The 15,822-nt window shown below is 38.8% G+C and carries 14 protein-coding genes; 4 read left to right on the top strand and 10 right to left on the bottom strand.

Going from position 1 to position 15,822, the window contains the following annotated elements:
- Positions 1 to 20: 20 nt before the first annotated feature.
- Entirely contained in the window at positions 21 to 3,041 is a 3,021-nt protein-coding gene (locus tag GQR54_RS14575; protein ID WP_166378548.1) for a TonB-dependent receptor, read from the top strand.
- A gap of 72 nt (positions 3,042 to 3,113) precedes the next feature.
- Here GQR54_RS14575 and GQR54_RS14570 read toward each other — a convergent pair whose 3' ends face one another.
- The 5 genes from GQR54_RS14570 to GQR54_RS14550 form a co-directional block, all read right to left on the bottom strand.
- Positions 3,114 to 4,955, bottom strand: a complete 1,842-nt coding sequence (locus tag GQR54_RS14570; RefSeq protein WP_166378546.1) for a methyl-accepting chemotaxis protein — start codon at positions 4,953 to 4,955, stop codon at positions 3,114 to 3,116.
- Between the two features lie 178 nt (positions 4,956 to 5,133).
- Positions 5,134 to 6,414 carry a glutamate-1-semialdehyde 2,1-aminomutase gene (gene hemL, locus GQR54_RS14565; RefSeq protein ID WP_166378544.1) on the bottom strand — a complete coding sequence of 427 codons (1,281 nt, stop codon included), beginning with the start codon at positions 6,412 to 6,414 and terminating at the stop codon, positions 5,134 to 5,136.
- A 33-nt stretch (positions 6,415 to 6,447) separates the two neighbouring features.
- The gene (locus GQR54_RS14560; protein WP_166378542.1) at positions 6,448 to 7,464 is read right to left on the bottom strand and encodes an aspartate carbamoyltransferase; all 1,017 of its coding nucleotides are present in this window, start codon (positions 7,462 to 7,464) and stop codon (positions 6,448 to 6,450) included.
- 114 nt (positions 7,465 to 7,578) lie between these two features.
- Positions 7,579 to 8,013, bottom strand: coding sequence for a CopD family protein (locus GQR54_RS14555; protein ID WP_007584864.1), 435 nt, complete (start codon positions 8,011 to 8,013; stop codon positions 7,579 to 7,581).
- 15 nt (positions 8,014 to 8,028) lie between these two features.
- Complete coding sequence (locus GQR54_RS14550; RefSeq protein ID WP_166378540.1) at positions 8,029 to 9,711, bottom strand: chloride channel protein; 1,683 nt, start codon at positions 9,709 to 9,711, stop codon at positions 8,029 to 8,031.
- A 323-nt stretch (positions 9,712 to 10,034) separates the two neighbouring features.
- Here GQR54_RS14550 and erpA point away from each other — a divergent pair, with 323 nt between their 5' ends.
- The gene (gene erpA / locus GQR54_RS14545) at positions 10,035 to 10,373 is read left to right on the top strand and encodes an iron-sulfur cluster insertion protein ErpA (RefSeq protein ID WP_002958911.1); all 339 of its coding nucleotides are present in this window, start codon (positions 10,035 to 10,037) and stop codon (positions 10,371 to 10,373) included.
- Between the two features lie 49 nt (positions 10,374 to 10,422).
- Here the strand turns inward: erpA and GQR54_RS14540 are convergent, their stop codons facing one another.
- Positions 10,423 to 10,611: a hypothetical protein gene (locus GQR54_RS14540; RefSeq protein WP_166378538.1), complete on the bottom strand. Its 189-nt coding sequence runs from the start codon at positions 10,609 to 10,611 to the stop codon at positions 10,423 to 10,425.
- A gap of 449 nt (positions 10,612 to 11,060) precedes the next feature.
- On the opposite strand from GQR54_RS14540, the gene GQR54_RS14535 reads away from it, so the two are divergent.
- Entirely contained in the window at positions 11,061 to 11,300 is a 240-nt protein-coding gene (locus GQR54_RS14535) for a helix-turn-helix transcriptional regulator (protein WP_007584874.1), read from the top strand.
- Positions 11,301 to 11,370: 70 nt separating this feature from the next.
- Here the strand turns inward: GQR54_RS14535 and GQR54_RS14530 are convergent, their stop codons facing one another.
- From GQR54_RS14530 to GQR54_RS14515, 4 genes are read right to left on the bottom strand one after another with little or no spacing between them, the layout of a single operon-like run.
- The gene (locus tag GQR54_RS14530) at positions 11,371 to 12,750 is read right to left on the bottom strand and encodes an MFS transporter (protein ID WP_007584875.1); all 1,380 of its coding nucleotides are present in this window, start codon (positions 12,748 to 12,750) and stop codon (positions 11,371 to 11,373) included.
- 50 nt (positions 12,751 to 12,800) lie between these two features.
- Positions 12,801 to 13,421, bottom strand: a complete 621-nt coding sequence (locus GQR54_RS14525; RefSeq protein ID WP_165721273.1) for a peptidylprolyl isomerase — start codon at positions 13,419 to 13,421, stop codon at positions 12,801 to 12,803.
- A 2-nt stretch (positions 13,422 to 13,423) separates the two neighbouring features.
- Positions 13,424 to 13,984, bottom strand: coding sequence for a YajG family lipoprotein (locus tag GQR54_RS14520; RefSeq protein ID WP_166378536.1), 561 nt, complete (start codon positions 13,982 to 13,984; stop codon positions 13,424 to 13,426).
- Positions 13,985 to 15,127: a methyltransferase gene (locus GQR54_RS14515; protein WP_166378534.1), complete on the bottom strand. Its 1,143-nt coding sequence runs from the start codon at positions 15,125 to 15,127 to the stop codon at positions 13,985 to 13,987.
- A gap of 42 nt (positions 15,128 to 15,169) precedes the next feature.
- On the opposite strand from GQR54_RS14515, the gene GQR54_RS14510 reads away from it, so the two are divergent.
- Positions 15,170 to 15,781, top strand: coding sequence for an alpha-ketoglutarate-dependent dioxygenase AlkB (locus GQR54_RS14510; protein WP_024589283.1), 612 nt, complete (start codon positions 15,170 to 15,172; stop codon positions 15,779 to 15,781).
- Positions 15,782 to 15,822: the final 41 nt, after the last annotated feature.

Below are 15,822 nucleotides of genomic sequence, written 5' to 3'. Positions count from 1 at the left end.
AACTTAACAGGGATAAGAGTATGAAAAATATATTCAAAAAAAATCTTACAGCAATAGCGGTACTTGCTTCTCTCGGGGTTACTCTCCCAGCAGCTGCATCTGATGTTGTAGGGTCTATCGATAATGTTTCTACTACTGCGGGGTATACAGTAAAAGTTAAAAACCCAGCAACAGGGTTAGAAAGAACACTAAGTATTTCTGATGATGGATCTTTTCGTTTTGCATCTTTACCTTCTGGTAGTTATCAAATACAAATAATTAAAAATGGTGCTGTTGTTGCAGAAGATAATGTTCGAGTTTCGCTAGGGGCAAATGCAAGAGCTAGTTTTGATTTAGCTCAAGTTAGTGACTCAGGGCCTGAAGTAATCCAAGTGTTAGGTGCTCGTATATCTTCAATTGATTTAACTACAGCTGACTCGGGGTTAGTTATTACTGATGCTGAAATAGATCGCATGCCTATAAACAGAGACCTTACATCTGTTGCGCTATTAGCGCCAGGAGCGGTTAAAGGTGATAGTGCATTTGGAAATACAGCTTCTTTTGGTGGTTCATCGGTAGCTGAAAACGCATGTTATATAAACGGGTTAGAAGTTACTAATACTCGCCAAGGTCTTGGTTGCGGTGAAGTGCCTTTCGAGTTTTACGACCAATTTCAAGTTAAAACAGGCGGTTATTCCGCGAAGTTCGGTCGTGCAACTGGTGGTACGATTAATACAACTACTAAAAGTGGTACAAATGAGTGGGAATTTGCGGCAGTCGTACAATTTCAACCTGACTCTTTACAAGAAGAGGGTAGCATATCTCGTGGTAATAATGGCGCTGGCCAAATTTTCAGAGATGAAAGCCTAGATTCAGATAGCAAAACTGATGTTACGTTTTCTGCTGGTGGTCCACTAATCGAAGATACGTTATTTTTCTACGGCTTGATAAACCCTAGGGATACAGAGTCTACATATACTTGGGGTGGAGATGAGTTCTCGCCAAATGACCAATATCGCAACGAGTCAGCTTCTGGTGGTGATAATTTATTCTGGGGTGGTAAGCTTGATTGGGATATTAATGAAAATCACAGATTAAGCTACTTTGCGTACTCTAATCGTCGAGATATTGAGCGTTCTGTTTATGAGTATGATAATGGATCCGTTGGTGATCGTATTGATGGCGCTATCCTCAAGCGTGGTGGTGAAGCACAAAGTTTAAGTTACACGGGTGTGTTAACTGAAAACTTAGTAGTGACGGCAATGGCCGGTAACATTAAAACAGAATATGAAACGCAATCTGAGAATTTAGTTTGCCCTTCAATTACAGATTCGCGCGGCACAGCTAACCCAATTACAGGTTGTGGCGCAGGCGGTAGTTTTGGTGCCAATAATGATGAAAACACTCAATACCGTTTAGATGTTGAATATGTCTGGAATGACCATGAAATAACATTTGGTATTGATTACCAAGAACGTGAGTCGGTGCGTATCGATCGCCCAATTGGAGGCCATAGCTATGATTATAAAACACTTGCTGCAAACGGAACTTTTCAAGCAGATAATGGAGCTTTAACGAATAATACAGGTAATGTTTTACAATACGTTGAAGATCGTGTTTTCGATGGAGGTGGTAGCTTTGAGTCAGAATTAACCGCTTACTACATTGAAGATCAATGGCAAGTAACAGAGGATTTCTCAGTAAAAGTTGGCTTACGTATTGATGAATTTGATAGCTGGGGTACGACCGGTAAGCTCCTAACTAGTTTTGAAACAGATATTGCTCCTAGATTGGGTTTTACATGGGATCCAACAGGTACTGGCGATACTAAAATTTATGGTACATATGGACGCTATTACTTACCAGTTGCTAATAATACTATTTTTAGAGCTGCATCTGGTGTGAGTGATATAACGACAGCTTATACTTACTCTGGTGTTGATGGCCAAACTGGTGCTCCTACAGGTTTATCGCCACTTGCAGATACATTAGGCTCTGGTGGCCTTGCTAATTCTCAGCAAGTGAGTGGTGTACCAATTATTCCTGAAAAAGATATCTTTCAAGCGCAAGAGGCAGACCCATTCTCTAAAGACGAATATATCATAGGCTTTCAACAGGCACTTAATGATGAATATACTGTTGGTGTAAAAGGTGTATACCGTGAGGTAGCTACAGCGCTTGATGATTACTGTGGTCGTTATGCATATCCATTTTGTGTAATGATTAATCCAGGTTCTTCAGCAAGTTGGTATAAAGACGGTGTGTATTGGAATGGTACAAGTAATGATCCTACAACAGAAATAAACGATGGCATCCCAGATGCAAATTCATTAACTACTTACTCAGCAGAGACAATCGGTTTACCGAAAGCTAATAATGAATATACAGCGGTTGAATTTAGCCTTGATTACAAGGCCGATACAATTCGTTACCAGTTCGGCTATACGTGGGCAAGGAGTGTAGGTAACTTTGAAGGTGCGGTTAAATCAGATATTGGTCAAGCTGATGCCGGTATTACACAAGATTTTGACTTCCCTGCAGTTATGGATGGCTCACAAGGTTATCAACCAAATGACAGACGTCATACCTTTAAGTTCTTTGGTAGCTGGGAGCCTATGGAAGATCTTACAGTTGGTTGGAACGCAACTTTGCAAAGCGGTCGTCCAAAAAGCTTATTTGGTCAAGGTTACCCATCTACAGATCCAAATCTAAATGGTGGCTGGGGTGATAAATTCTACATTTACACTAACGATTGCCCTGACACTAATGGCAATGGCGAGTGTGAGCAAGATGAAAAAATCTATGAAAAACACGATCGTGGTACAAATGGTCGTACACCTTGGGTATTTAATTTAGATTTATCTGCTGCGTATGACTTTACGGTATCAGATATTGACATGCGTGCATCGGTAAATATTTTCAATATATTGAATACGCAATCTGAGTACTCAATGAATGAGCACTATGAGCAAAGTGAGGGTGTTGTTAATGCATATCATGATGCTGCTTATTCTTGGCAGACTCCTAGGTATGTACGCTTAGGTTTTGAAGCTCGCTTCTAATAAGTCTAATTATCTTTACTAAAAACCCTTCTGATTAGGAGGGTTTTTTTATTTGAATTTATTTATTAACTCTTAAGATTTAAAAAACTGCATCGATTTAGTTAAATCATCGGATAAGCGACTTAACTGCTGCGCATCTTGCAGTGTTGATTGTGCTGATGTTAGCGTTTGAACTGCTAAATTACTCACCTCTTGCGAATCATTTAATGCTTGTGTTGTCGCATTTGACTGCTGTTTAACACGCTCTGCAATAACTTCGCCCTGATGTTTAATATCGCCCATACTTTGCTCTGCGCTTTGCAATACATCATTAGTTTGATTGGCTGCTTTTACTGATTGCTCCATTTTTTCAACACTTGAGCGCATTTTTTGCTGAGTGTCGTCAGATGCTTGTTGTAAGGAGCTAATAATTTGGTGAATTTCTTGAGTTTGTGTTTGGGTACGCTGAGCAAGAGTTCTTACTTCATCAGCTACAACGGCAAAGCCTCGGCCATGCTCGCCAGCTCGTGCAGCTTCAATAGCGGCATTGAGTGCAAGCAAGTTTGTTTGATCGGCTATCTCACTAATACCTTTGCTAACTTTGCTAATTTCTTGGCTATCTTGTGCTAGCTTATCGAGCGCTTGTTGGCTCTCTGCAAATTCAATTTGTAGATCTTGCATATATTTAGCAAGCTCCATTGTATTGTCTGAACCTTGTTTTACATGTGCAGCAGCATCTTGCGCGGTAAGCGTTGCTTGATGGGCTGACTCTTCAACTGCAAGTGCGTTTTGAGCCATTTCGCTTAGTGCATTATAAATGGCATTTACTCGAATTTGCTGTTTTGAAACATCATTGCTTGTTTGGCTACTCGCATGCGATAGCGATTTAGTTGCGCCACATAGCTCTTCTGTACTTGCTTTAACATCAAATAATAAATGTGAAAATGCATTAAGTAATGCGTTGTAGCGCGATGCAATAATTCCCATTTCATCATTAGTATTCGAATCGATAGTGGCATTTAAGTCGCCATTCGCGGCTCTATTTGCCGCATCAGCAAAGCGATTAATGGTATCAACAACCGCAAAATAAAAACCAATCATTAAATAAAATGCAAACAACAAACTAATCAATGAAGCGGCTAAAACAAGATTTCGAGTCCACTGTTGAGTTTGCAGTTTTGCTTCAATAAGGCTCTCAAGAGTTGGAATACTCTTATTAACAAGTTGACTAATGCTGCTGTGAACATTGTTTGTTAGTTTAGTAAATTCTGATTGAGTTAATAAAATATCGTCTGGCTCAAGTAGTTTTTCATCTATCGCTTTTTTGAATGCACCAACAGCACTGTGTAAATTATTTAACGAGGGCATGAGCGCTTTATTTACTGATTTATCTGCATTGGTGGCTACATTGAGTATTTTATCGAGTTGTTTTTCGTATAAAGGAAGTGACTTACTAAAATTTGAAAGTGCTATAAACGTATTTGGCGTAAAACGATTACTTGCCAAAACAGTGTTTGCGCTTTGCGCTGTCGAGTTTATTTGCATTATAAGTGCAGGAATTGGCGTGACTAAAGAGCGGTTTACATAAGCACTAGCTAACTGGCTATCTAATGCTAAGTTAGACTGAATAGAAACAAGTTCAAGTACATCATTTGCTTGATCGTCTTTTATATCAAAACCGAGTGAGCGAGCTATTTTTATATTTTGATTTGCTTCCCCCTGCATTTGATTTGAGAGTATTGACCTGTAGCCTTTTAAACCTTGTTGCTGCATTTTTGAAACAGCGATACTTTCACTTAATAATGAGACTAAAAAAAACAAACTAAGTGCAAGAGGAACGAGTAAAATTCCAAACATTAAGCTGATTTTAGTTTTGTATTTTAAATTTGCCATTAGCTGGATAGCGGGAAAAGAAAATTGGCGTAATCCTGACATAAGGCTCTCTTGTATTTTTGTAATTAGGGTAAAGGTGAATAGACCTTGTTATGCTTAATTATCATTCATTTATAGTACTTTACAAATAAAAAAAGCCCTTTCGGGCTTTTTTCAATCTTTAGTCTTAATTACACACTGTAAAAACAAGCGCTTATAAAATATAAAAAGTAATTTTAACTTAAAGTTTAGCAAACGAGCGCTCTGCTGCCGCTATTGTTTCTTTTACTTCTTGCTCAGTATGCGCAGCACATACAAAACCAGCTTCAAATGCTGATGGAGCAAGGTACACACCTTCTTCAAGCATAAGGTGGAAAAAACGTTTGAAGCGCTCTAGGTCGCATTCAGTAGCTTGTTTGTATGTCGTTACTTTTTCAGCATCAGTAAAAAAGAATCCATACATGCCGCCAGCATAATTAGTTGTTAATGCAATGCCTGCTTTTTTAGCGCCAGCTTCAAAGCCTTCACAAATTGCTTTAGACGTTGCTTCTAACTTATTGTGTAGACCTGGCTCACATAATAGCTCAAGTGATTTTAAACCTGCAGCCATCGCAATAGGGTTACCAGAAAGAGTACCCGCTTGGTAAACAGGGCCCACAGGCGCAATGTAATCCATTATTTCGGTTTTACCACCAAATGCGCCAACAGGCATGCCGCCGCCAATGACTTTACCTAAACACGTAAGGTCTGGTTTAATGTTGTAATACGCTTGAGCGCCGCCAAGTGCAACACGAAAACCCGTCATTACTTCATCAAAAATAAGTACTGATTTATATTCGTCACACACATCACGCAAACCTTCTAAAAAGCCTGGCACTGGTGGAATGCAGTTCATGTTACCGGCTACTGGCTCTACAATAATACAGGCAATTTCGTCAGCGTATTTTGCAAAAATAGCTTTTACTTCATCTAGGTTATTAAACGATACAGTAAGTGTATGCTTAGCAAAGTCCTCAGGAATACCAGGAGAATTAGGTACGCCCATTGTTAGTGCACCAGAGCCTGCCTTAACTAATAACGAGTCAGCATGGCCGTGGTAACAACCTTCAAATTTTAATATTTTATCGCGGCCGGTAAAGCCACGTGCTAAACGAATTGCACTCATTGTTGCTTCAGTGCCTGAGCTAACCATGCGTACTTTTTCGATTGATGGAACCAGCTCTTTTACTTTTTCAGCCATTAATATTTCGGCTTCAGTTGGCGCACCATAGCTAAGGCCATTTTCTACTGCTTCGTGCACGGCTTGTTTAATTGCAGGGTGGTTATGGCCCATGATCATAGGCCCCCAAGAGCCAACATAATCAATGTAACGATTACCGTCGGCATCAAATGTAAACGCGCCTTCTGCTTTTGTAATAAATAGCGGCGTACCGCCTACACCATTAAAAGCACGAACTGGCGAGTTTACGCCACCTGGAATAGAGGCTTGAGCGCGTTCAAATAAGTCTTGGCTAATTGTCATGAAAAATCCTATAAATTGTCACTTAAAGAGGGTTTAGCTGTCGCGTTTGCGGCTAAACCAAGGTACGTCCACTTCATACTTATCGACTTTATTTTCTACGCCGAGTGTTAAAGCAAACAGTGCCATACGAATTAATACGCCATTTTGTACTTGGCGGAATATTGCTAAATTGTCGTTACTGTTTAAGTCGTTATCAAGCTCGTTGGCTTCTAAGCGACTATCACGTGGTAACGGATGCATTAACACAGAGTTAGGTTTGCAATGAGCGCTGTAAATAGATTGGCTAATTCTAAAACCGCCACGGTATTTATTTGCTTCTTCTTGTGAAGGAAAACGCTCTTCTTGAATACGTGTTTGGTAGACAATATCGGCTGCTAAATTACCTTCCATCTTATTTACTAGCTCAATTTTGTGTCCTGCATTTTCTACGGCATCTAAAATGCTCGTTGGCATTTGTAGGCCATCAGGCGCGACCATCGAAAACTTTACGTTTTTATAATGGCACAATAGTTTTGATAGAGAATGCACTGTGCGACCATATTTTAAATCACCCACAAGCGCTATATGCATGCCATCAATATTTTGATCAAAACGGTGTAATTCACGCTCAATGGTTAATAAATCAAGTAATGCTTGAGTCGGGTGCTCATTTGGGCCGTCGCCGCCATTAATAACTGGCACAGTACAGCCATCAGCAAATTCACTTACTGAGCCTGCATCGGGGTGGCGCATAGCAACAGCATCGGCATAAGCTGAAATTACGCGCGCGGTATCGTAAAGTGATTCACCTTTTGCAAGCGCTGAGCTTTGCATACCTGTAGTTTCACGTACACCACCGCCTAGTAAGTTAAAGGCTGTACCAAAGCTAACTCGCGTGCGAGTACTTGGTTCAAAAAACAAATTAGCTAAAATAGCGCCTTTAAGCACCGTTGTTTGCTTTTGTTTTTTAGCATAAGGCTCCATTCTTTTAGCTACTGCAAAAATACGTTCAATGCAGTCTCTGTCTAGCTGATTTACAGACAGTATATGTTCGCCTTGGAAACTTAACATGGGGTAATTCCTAATCAATCAAATGGGCGCGATAATCCATAAATGGAGCACGCAATCGCGCGTGTTATGGCAAGTATTGTAAATTGCAGCGCAGTTTAACATGCACCGAAACGCTTATAAATTAGGTTTTATTACCGCAAGTGCCACTATGATGAGCAGCGCAATAACAGGGAGCTCATTAAAAATACGGTAAAAGCGGTCTGTTTTAGTGTTTCGGTCATGTTTAAAGTCACTCAATAACTTAAAACAGTAGCCGTGGTATAGGTATAAAATAATTACCAGTACAAGTTTGTAATGTAGCCACATACTGTATTTAAACCAATCACGACCATATTCAACAATGGTTAACACACCAAATACAGCTGTTAAAACAGCAAATGGGGTTACGAAATAAAGTAGCCTGCGCTCCATAACTTTAAGCATAGAGTTACATGATCTTTCTTCGCTCATTGCGTGATATACAAATAATCGAGGCAAGTAAAAAATACCGGCAAACCACGCAATCATAAAAAATATGTGGAGTGTTTTATAAATCAATAATGCGCTCATAATAGTCCTTATTGCTTAAAGTAAGCTGTTACGAATGGTTAAAATATGATGAATTTGATCCCAGCGTAATAGCCCCATAATTTGTTGATTATCTAAAAGGTTATAAACGTAAAGCGCGCCACTTCTTTTATCTTTTAGTATATCGAATGCATCGGCTAGGGTGGCTTGGCTGCTGACGCCCTGCAAGCTAATGTAATTTATATTTATTGCTTCATCAGACATTAGCGTTAAATCGTATTCAGCGAGGCGATAGCCATTTTCTTCGTCAAAAACAATCAAGGGTGTTTGGCTATCCATGGCATCAAGCGTATTTTTTATTTGCTCTTTATCGTCTGAGTAAAGCAATTTAAAGTCTTCATCCATATCATCCATTATTCCCACTTTTTGTAATGCTTCGGTAGCGGGAGATACATGGTACGGCAATCCCTGAAAATCTAATTGCTGCAAAAATATGGAGCGATTTCCAAAAAATTGTAATGCAGTTACATATGCAGTGGTTATAACTATCATCGCAGGAACGATTATTTCAGGTGATGATGTAAGCTCCATTACTGTTGTTAATGCAGCAAGTGGTGCATGCAGTGTAGCCGCTAATAATCCAGCCATACCTAAAACCCCATACGTACCCGCAATATCAGTACCCGGGCTAATATATTGAGCAAAAAAGGCCATTAATGTCCCAATTAATACACCAAGCCCAATTACCGGACCAATTAAACCACCAGGAATACCCAAACCAATAGCAAACAATGTGGCAAGTAGTTTAGCTATTAAAATGGTAGTAAGCAGCTTTACGTTATCAGGCGATTCAACCGCGATAGTAATCGCACTCATACCAGAACCCATAGCATGAGGCACCGCGTAAGCTATCAAGCTGGCAATACAGCCTGCGATTAGTAAACGAGGAAACATACTTAAAGGTTTAAATGTTTTAATAATTAGCATTAAGTTTTGATTAAAGCTAAATGCTATAGCGCCCAGCGCCATACCGCATAATATTAAATAAGGGTAATGCCAACCACTTAATGGCGCTATTGTAATGAGTGCAAGTTCAGAGCCTTCACCAAAAACAAACTGCGTAGCGAGTGCACCAGTAACAGCAGCAAGCATGATTGGCACAAATATGTGTACTTTATATTCTCGAAGTACCACTTCCATTACAAAGATAACGGCTGCAAGTGGGGTATTAAACGAAGCAGCTATACCTGCTGCAACGCCGCAACCACTTAAAGTACGCATGGCGTTATGCGGTAAATGTAGTTTATCCGCTAAAATACTCGCACCTGTTGCGCCCATATGTACGGAAGGCCCTTCTCGGCCAACCGAAAAACCGCTAATGAGTGCAAGTGCGCCACCAACAAATTGATTAACCGTATTGTATAAAGGCATTTGCCCGTAATGGCGTTTAATACGATGAATAACAAAAGGAATGCCTAAACGGTAATGTTTAAAGCCAGTAAATGCAGCAAAGCACGCAATTAAAAATGCGGCTATTAATGGCATTAAAACGCGTTCAAGAGTCGGTAGGGTAGTAAAGTCGTCAGGTGTTTCCAAAAATAAGCTTTGAAAAAACAAAATAGTTAAGCGAAATAAAATAATAAAAAATGCAGCAATTAATCCGGCAACTACGCCTAATAAGCATAATTGTACAGATGTTTTAGGTTTTGCCAGTCGACGCCTGAGTTGCTCAAGCCACATGCATTATTTCCTCGCCGCATTTTTCAGCAGCATTTTAGCAAAAGAGTTTAGTTAAGTCCTTGTGATTTTGAATTTTTCGTAACTTATATTAACAATTTGCTGTAAAGATTAAGACCTATTTTTTATAACTAAAATTTTTAATGAATTTATAGTTTACAAGGGTCGCTTTTAGTTTGCTTAAGTATTATTTTAGTGAGCTAATGTTTAGCCACTTTTTTTACTAATTTATAGGTATAACTTAGAGTAAAGAGTTGTTTTACTATACTTGATTAAAACACTCGGGTATTAGATAATCACGCTATTGCGATATTGAGGGTTTTAGAATGTCTGAAGAATTACCAATTAAGTTCAGCGATGCAGCTGCTGTTCGCGTTAAACAGTTAATCGACGAAGAAGAAAATCCAGATTTAAAACTGCGTGTTTATGTAACAGGTGGTGGTTGTTCGGGTTTTCAATATGGTTTTACTTTTGATGAAAAAGCGAATCCTGGCGATTTAGAAATTGTAAAAAATGGTGTAACACTCGTTATCGATCCAATGAGCATTCAATATTTGGTTGACGGTGAAGTTGATTACACTGAAGGATTAGAAGGCGCACGCTTTTTTGTATCTAATCCTAATGCAACAACAACCTGTGGTTGTGGTGCAAGCTTTAGCGTTTAGCAGCCAAACGCTAAATAGAATGAAGCCGCTTTTGCGGCTTTTTTAATGCCTACAAATCGGTTGGGGCGTATTCGGTTATTTGCATTATCAATACAAAAAAGCCAAGTACAAAAGCAGAAAATGCTAAAATGTATATGAAGCCTTTTTTGCCTTGTTTAATTGGTACGCCGTTGTGGCGCAAAAAAAAGTACCAACCCAAGCAAAACACAATCGGTAATAAAAAAAGAAGTCTGAACATTATTCGGCCTTTTTGGTGCTAATTATTGCTTAATCATAAACATGTGGCGATAAATTGGAACAAAATTGTTATAAAAATTACTTTAAATATTTTATAACTAGAAATTAATTTATTAATACTTTTTGAGTACTTAGGTTAATATTCAGCGCTTATAAATATTCACTCGTATTCATATTTGTACCGAGTATGTAATTAGTTATTTAACCAAAGTGTTAATAGTATATAATGTATCCAAGAATGAGACGGGCAAAATTTCATTCTCAATAAAAAATCTTTACCACATTATTAGCGTAGTTTTTTAGCTATATTGGTGGAGTGAGTAGCAACACATGCTTTGTTAAGCAATAGCTTGCTATTGAAAATATGGTATGACTGCTTACTTGCCTACAGCTATTGATAGAGACTACTGCTTTAATAGGTATGTCAAATCATCTAGTAGGAGATGTAAAATGATGGGCAAAACAGTTTCTTCTGAAGAAAATGCAAAGCTAACAAAGTGGCTTAAAAGTAAGCGTCACGAAAAGGGTCATACAATGCGAAGCCTAGCACAAGTGCTGGGAACGCCTCATTCGTTTATCGGCAAGATTGAAAATCAAGAACGCCGTCTAGATGTAATTGAGTTTGTTCGTTATTGTACAGCTCTAGAAGTTGATCCACATGAAGCACTTAGCTTGCTAAAAGTAGATTAACTCAAACATTGCTTAGTACACTTTAAGGGGCACTTGATAGTGCTAAGCAATATGTTAATGCAGGGATGCATTAAATATTTTTATGATAATTTTTTTCAAGCTCATATAATTTATGCCTAATCAGGTATAAAAAGATCAGCGAAGGTATAACCATCAAGGCTGTTAAAACAAAGAACAGCGACCAATTTCCCATTAACCAATCATCAATTACTACACCACTGTAGCTCGAAAGTAACGTTCGCCCTAAATTCCCTAACGACGCTAGTAATGCATAATGTGTTGCACTAAATGCTCTATCGCATAGCATTGATATAAAGGCCACCATAGCGACCAGCGACCACGCTTGCGTAAACCCATCAATAACAATAGCAAAGGCATACAGTCTTAAATCAGGGCCAACTAAAGCAATCCATGAAAAGGCTAAGTTTGAGGCCGCCATCGCAATGCCACTTACAAATAAACCTTTAACAATGCCATATTTTTGATTAAATAAACTGCCAACAAAGGTAAATATGATTGTAAGAACGGCAGTACCTACCTTTGAAAATGTAGCTATATCGCTATTGCTAAAACCAATTTCTTTATAAAAAACAATCGACATTCGCCCTAAAAATGCCTCACCTATTTTAAATAAGAAAATAAACGCAAGTAATGCCAGTGCCGTTTTAACGCCATTTTTAGTAAAAAAAGCTCTAAAGGGATCAATAACGGTTACCGCGAGCCACGCAACAGTTTTTGTAAGAGGGGTTTGTTTTGTAGAGGACAGTTTTTCAAGGTACACACGTTCAAGTTCGGCATGTACCGCTTCTCTATTTGATTCAGGCTCTTTTGCAAACAATGCTCCACTCATTAGCAGCAACATTACAGCAGCTAAAAAGTAATAAATTTGTGGCCAGTCGAGCGAGGGGATATCAGCCATATAAAATGGAATTGCACCTAAAAGCGCATAACCTGTCCACCAACCAGATGTTGCCATAGCGGCTGCCGCTGTTGCTTTGTGAGATTCGTTTGCTTTAAGTGTGTCTATTCTGAATGCATCAATAGCAATGTCTTGTGTTGCAGAAGCAATGGCGATTAACAAACAAATTGCAGCAACAATTGCTAAATTAGCTTTTAAATCAAGCCCAGCTAATAATAAGGTGCCAATAAAAATAAAGCTCTGGCAAAATAGTATCCAACTACGACGTTGGCCTAGCCATTTATATAAAATAGGGAGTTTTGTGCGGTCAATGAGCGGTGACCATAAAAAATTGATACTGTAAGCGCCAAATACAATGCCGAATAGGCCAATCATACTGCGGCTTAGCCCTTCATCCTTTAGCCAAGCCGACATAACAGAGCCAATTAATACCCACGGAAAACCGCTACTCATACCAAATATAAAAATATGGATTAAGCGTTTGTCTTTAAAGTAAGAAAAATATTCGCTAATAGAGAGAGATTTGCTCATAGGGCCTTCATTGGCTTAGATGCAGAGCAGCTAAGCTGCTCTTAAAAAAATTACAGTGGAACTTGTTCAAGCATTTTAATATTTAAGATGACCACTGGTTTTTTAGGAACAAAATCGTAACCAATTTTTTCATTAAACCCTGTTTCAACCGCCATAATTTTATCTAATGTTTCGTAGCCTTCCATCACATTACCAAAAACAGCAAAACCCCAATCTTTACCTGGGTTTAAGTGATCGTTGTTATCCATATTAAAAAAGAACTGACGAGTACCAGAGTGCGGTTCACGGTCTTGATACGCCATAGCAATGCTATACATATCGTTTTTCATACCGTTACCGCTTTCATTAAAAATAGGATCGTTTTCGTGTAAGCCGTCGTAATCTTTATCGTAGCCACCACCTTGAATAACAAAGTCGCGGTCATTTTCCACATCGCGCTCAATACGATGAAAAACACTGCCTTGATAGCTTTTATCTGACACGTAAGTTAAAAAGTTATTGACCGTAATAGGCGCTCTCGAACGGTCCAGCTCAACAACAATACTGCCCATTGTCGTTACGATTTCGACGCGTGGAAAAATATTATCTTTTTGAACAAAGCGGCCTTCTTGGGCTGCCAAGCTACTTACACTAAAAAATAGGCCTAAGCAGATTAAAAAAAGTCGTTTCATAGTTAACCTTCTAAAAATTCTATTAATTCAGGGTCAGATACAATGCGGGTAATAATTTGCTCAGTCAACTTATTGAGCTGACCTTCTATTTTTGCTCGCTCGTGACTAAACGGGCCTTCTAAATTCGCACTGCCTCTATACACTTTACTAAAATTGCTTGAGGCGCGAATAACTCTTACACCAAGCTCTATATGCGCTTCACTGGTATGGCTCACTAGTTTTTCGGTTACCACCGCTTGTAGTGCATGAATATCTACTTCAAAGCGTACAGACGCTAAATTAGAAATGCTGGCGCCATTGCGGCTAAGGGCGCTGTCTAAAACGCTTTTAACTGATTCAGTAAGACCTTGGCTTGCAAAGGTTTTAGTTTTGTCTGATTCAATAAGTTTAAGTGTTGATGAATCGCCACGTAAATCAATTACACTGGTGCTTAAGCTACTATTTATAGTGCTTATTTGACCACTTTTATAAACAGGATTGAGTATTACTTGGCTAGGCTGATTAGCGCAGCCACCAAGTAGTAGCAATACACAACACCCAATTATAATGTTTGTTAATTTCATTTATAGCATTCCACTATTTTTAGTTGCGCTTAAAACGACAAACTTTTTGTTTGAACCTAGCAGCTTACAGTTACCAAACATACGATTTAATTTATCGTGATAATCTAAATGACGATTACCAATAATACGCAGCTCACCGCCTTCTTTTAAAGTATCTTTTGCTTGTTTAAACATTTGCCAAGCAATGTGATCGGTAACAGCTTGAGCTTGGTGAAATGGAGGATTGCAAAGCACCATATCCACACTGTCTCTTTCAAAGCCTGTTAAACAGTCGTTTTCGATAAATTCACAGTTATCAAACTTATCGCCTAGGTTAATTTCTACATTTAACCGGGCTGACTCTACTGCCATGTAAGACTCATCAACAAAGGTGATTGATGCATTGGGGCAACGAGCAAGCGTCATTAATCCAACAACGCCGTTACCACAGCCTAAATCAATAATGCTTTTAGCTTTAGGTGTTTCTGGTAAGTAGTTAAAAAAGAAGCGCGCACCAATATCTAACGAATCACGCGAAAACACATTTGCATGATTTGTTATATTAAACTCAGTACCTTCAAGTTCCCATGTTGTAGGGAAGTCTGCTGCTTTATATCCGCCTTTAGCTGTACTTAATATAAGACGAGATTTTTTAACTGCTAGGCTTGTTGTTGTTTCACCAATAAATTGCTCAAATGATTTTATTGTTGAATTATGAATTTCTTTTGTTTTACCTGCGGCAATTACTGGTGTACCAGGTGCAAGTACTTCACTAAGTTCACTTAATTGGAACTGTAAAAAACCTACATTACGAGGGATTTTAATAAGTACTAAATCTACATCCTCTGGTAATGCCGACAAACTATCTACTTGCGTAAACTCTGCTATAGGCAGCTTGTTTTCTTGTAAGTTATAAGCCGCAGCTTGGTGGCTAATATAAGAATCATTAACTGAACAAACCGTTAACTTATTAAAATAACAAGCAAGTGCACCAAAGCTATCGTTTAAAATAAGCAATGAGCGACAATCTGGGTGATGTTCGTTAACATAATTGATAAGGTACTCATCTGCCGAATCCCACGCTTGTAAGCTGCGGTTTTTTTGATCCAATGGAAAGCGTTCAAGAGTAAAGGTTTTATCGCCTAGCTGGGCTTGCGTCGTCATAATGGTTCGTTGATCAGTAATCTAATGTAGGTAAATTCTAACATGCAACGGCAAAACGCCAACCCCCAACAGTTACCAAATGGCTTTTCTTATCAAAGTAGGGCACTTAGTGCACAAAAAAGCCTCGATCTATTTTATTATTTGCAAAAAAATCTACGTTGGCAGCAACCCGATGTAACCGTTTATGGCAAAACGGGGCCTATTCCACGACTGCAATGTTTCATGAGTGATTTAAATATTGAATACGGCTATTCGAGTAGTAAGCAAATAGTAGAACCATGGGATGAATTGTTACTCAATATGCGAAAGCGTTTAGAAGCACATTTAAACCAGCCTCTAAACTCATTGCTCGTTAATTATTACCGAGATGGTAATGATACGATGGGATGGCACAGTGATGATGAAATAGAGCTTGGTGATAAACCAACAATTGTGTGTGTCTCTCTAGGAGCTGATCGGGTTTTAAAGTTAAAGCACAAGGCGAGCAATAAAGTAACCGACTTAAAATTACAAAGTGGCAGCTGTTTAATAATGAATGGACATAGCCAACGAGATTATCAACATGCAATACCTAAGCAAACCACACTTGCGCATCCGCGAATAAGTTTAACTTACCGATTTATAAAGCACATTAAGCAAAAGCAATTTAGTTAGCCAATCGCTGCGTTAAATTGTTATAGTAAGTGTATAAATTA

The sequence above is a fragment of the Pseudoalteromonas sp. Z9A4 genome, from assembly GCF_011378845.1.
GTDB classification, from domain to species: domain Bacteria; phylum Pseudomonadota; class Gammaproteobacteria; order Enterobacterales; family Alteromonadaceae; genus Pseudoalteromonas; species Pseudoalteromonas arctica.
This window is presented reverse-complemented; position numbering and strand designations above follow the sequence as displayed.

Excerpts from the sequence above, each read along its gene's own strand:
- GQR54_RS14550 (WP_166378540.1), bottom strand. The coding sequence starts at position 9,711 with ATGTGGCTTGAGCAACTCAGGCGTCGACTGGCAAAACCTAAAACATCT.
- GQR54_RS14575 (WP_166378548.1), top strand. The coding sequence starts at position 21 with ATGAAAAATATATTCAAAAAAAATCTTACAGCAATAGCGGTACTTGCT.
- GQR54_RS14555 (WP_007584864.1), bottom strand. The coding sequence starts at position 8,013 with ATGAGCGCATTATTGATTTATAAAACACTCCACATATTTTTTATGATT.
- GQR54_RS14530 (WP_007584875.1), bottom strand. The coding sequence starts at position 12,750 with ATGAGCAAATCTCTCTCTATTAGCGAATATTTTTCTTACTTTAAAGAC.
- GQR54_RS14540 (WP_166378538.1), bottom strand. The coding sequence starts at position 10,611 with ATGTTCAGACTTCTTTTTTTATTACCGATTGTGTTTTGCTTGGGTTGG.
- erpA (WP_002958911.1), top strand. The coding sequence starts at position 10,035 with ATGTCTGAAGAATTACCAATTAAGTTCAGCGATGCAGCTGCTGTTCGC.
- GQR54_RS14510 (WP_024589283.1), top strand. The coding sequence starts at position 15,170 with ATGCAACGGCAAAACGCCAACCCCCAACAGTTACCAAATGGCTTTTCT.
- GQR54_RS14570 (WP_166378546.1), bottom strand. The coding sequence starts at position 4,955 with ATGTCAGGATTACGCCAATTTTCTTTTCCCGCTATCCAGCTAATGGCA.
- GQR54_RS14520 (WP_166378536.1), bottom strand. The coding sequence starts at position 13,984 with ATGAAATTAACAAACATTATAATTGGGTGTTGTGTATTGCTACTACTT.
- GQR54_RS14535 (WP_007584874.1), top strand. The coding sequence starts at position 11,061 with ATGATGGGCAAAACAGTTTCTTCTGAAGAAAATGCAAAGCTAACAAAG.
- GQR54_RS14560 (WP_166378542.1), bottom strand. The coding sequence starts at position 7,464 with ATGTTAAGTTTCCAAGGCGAACATATACTGTCTGTAAATCAGCTAGAC.
- hemL (WP_166378544.1), bottom strand. The coding sequence starts at position 6,414 with ATGACAATTAGCCAAGACTTATTTGAACGCGCTCAAGCCTCTATTCCA.
- GQR54_RS14525 (WP_165721273.1), bottom strand. The coding sequence starts at position 13,421 with ATGAAACGACTTTTTTTAATCTGCTTAGGCCTATTTTTTAGTGTAAGT.
- GQR54_RS14515 (WP_166378534.1), bottom strand. The coding sequence starts at position 15,127 with ATGACGACGCAAGCCCAGCTAGGCGATAAAACCTTTACTCTTGAACGC.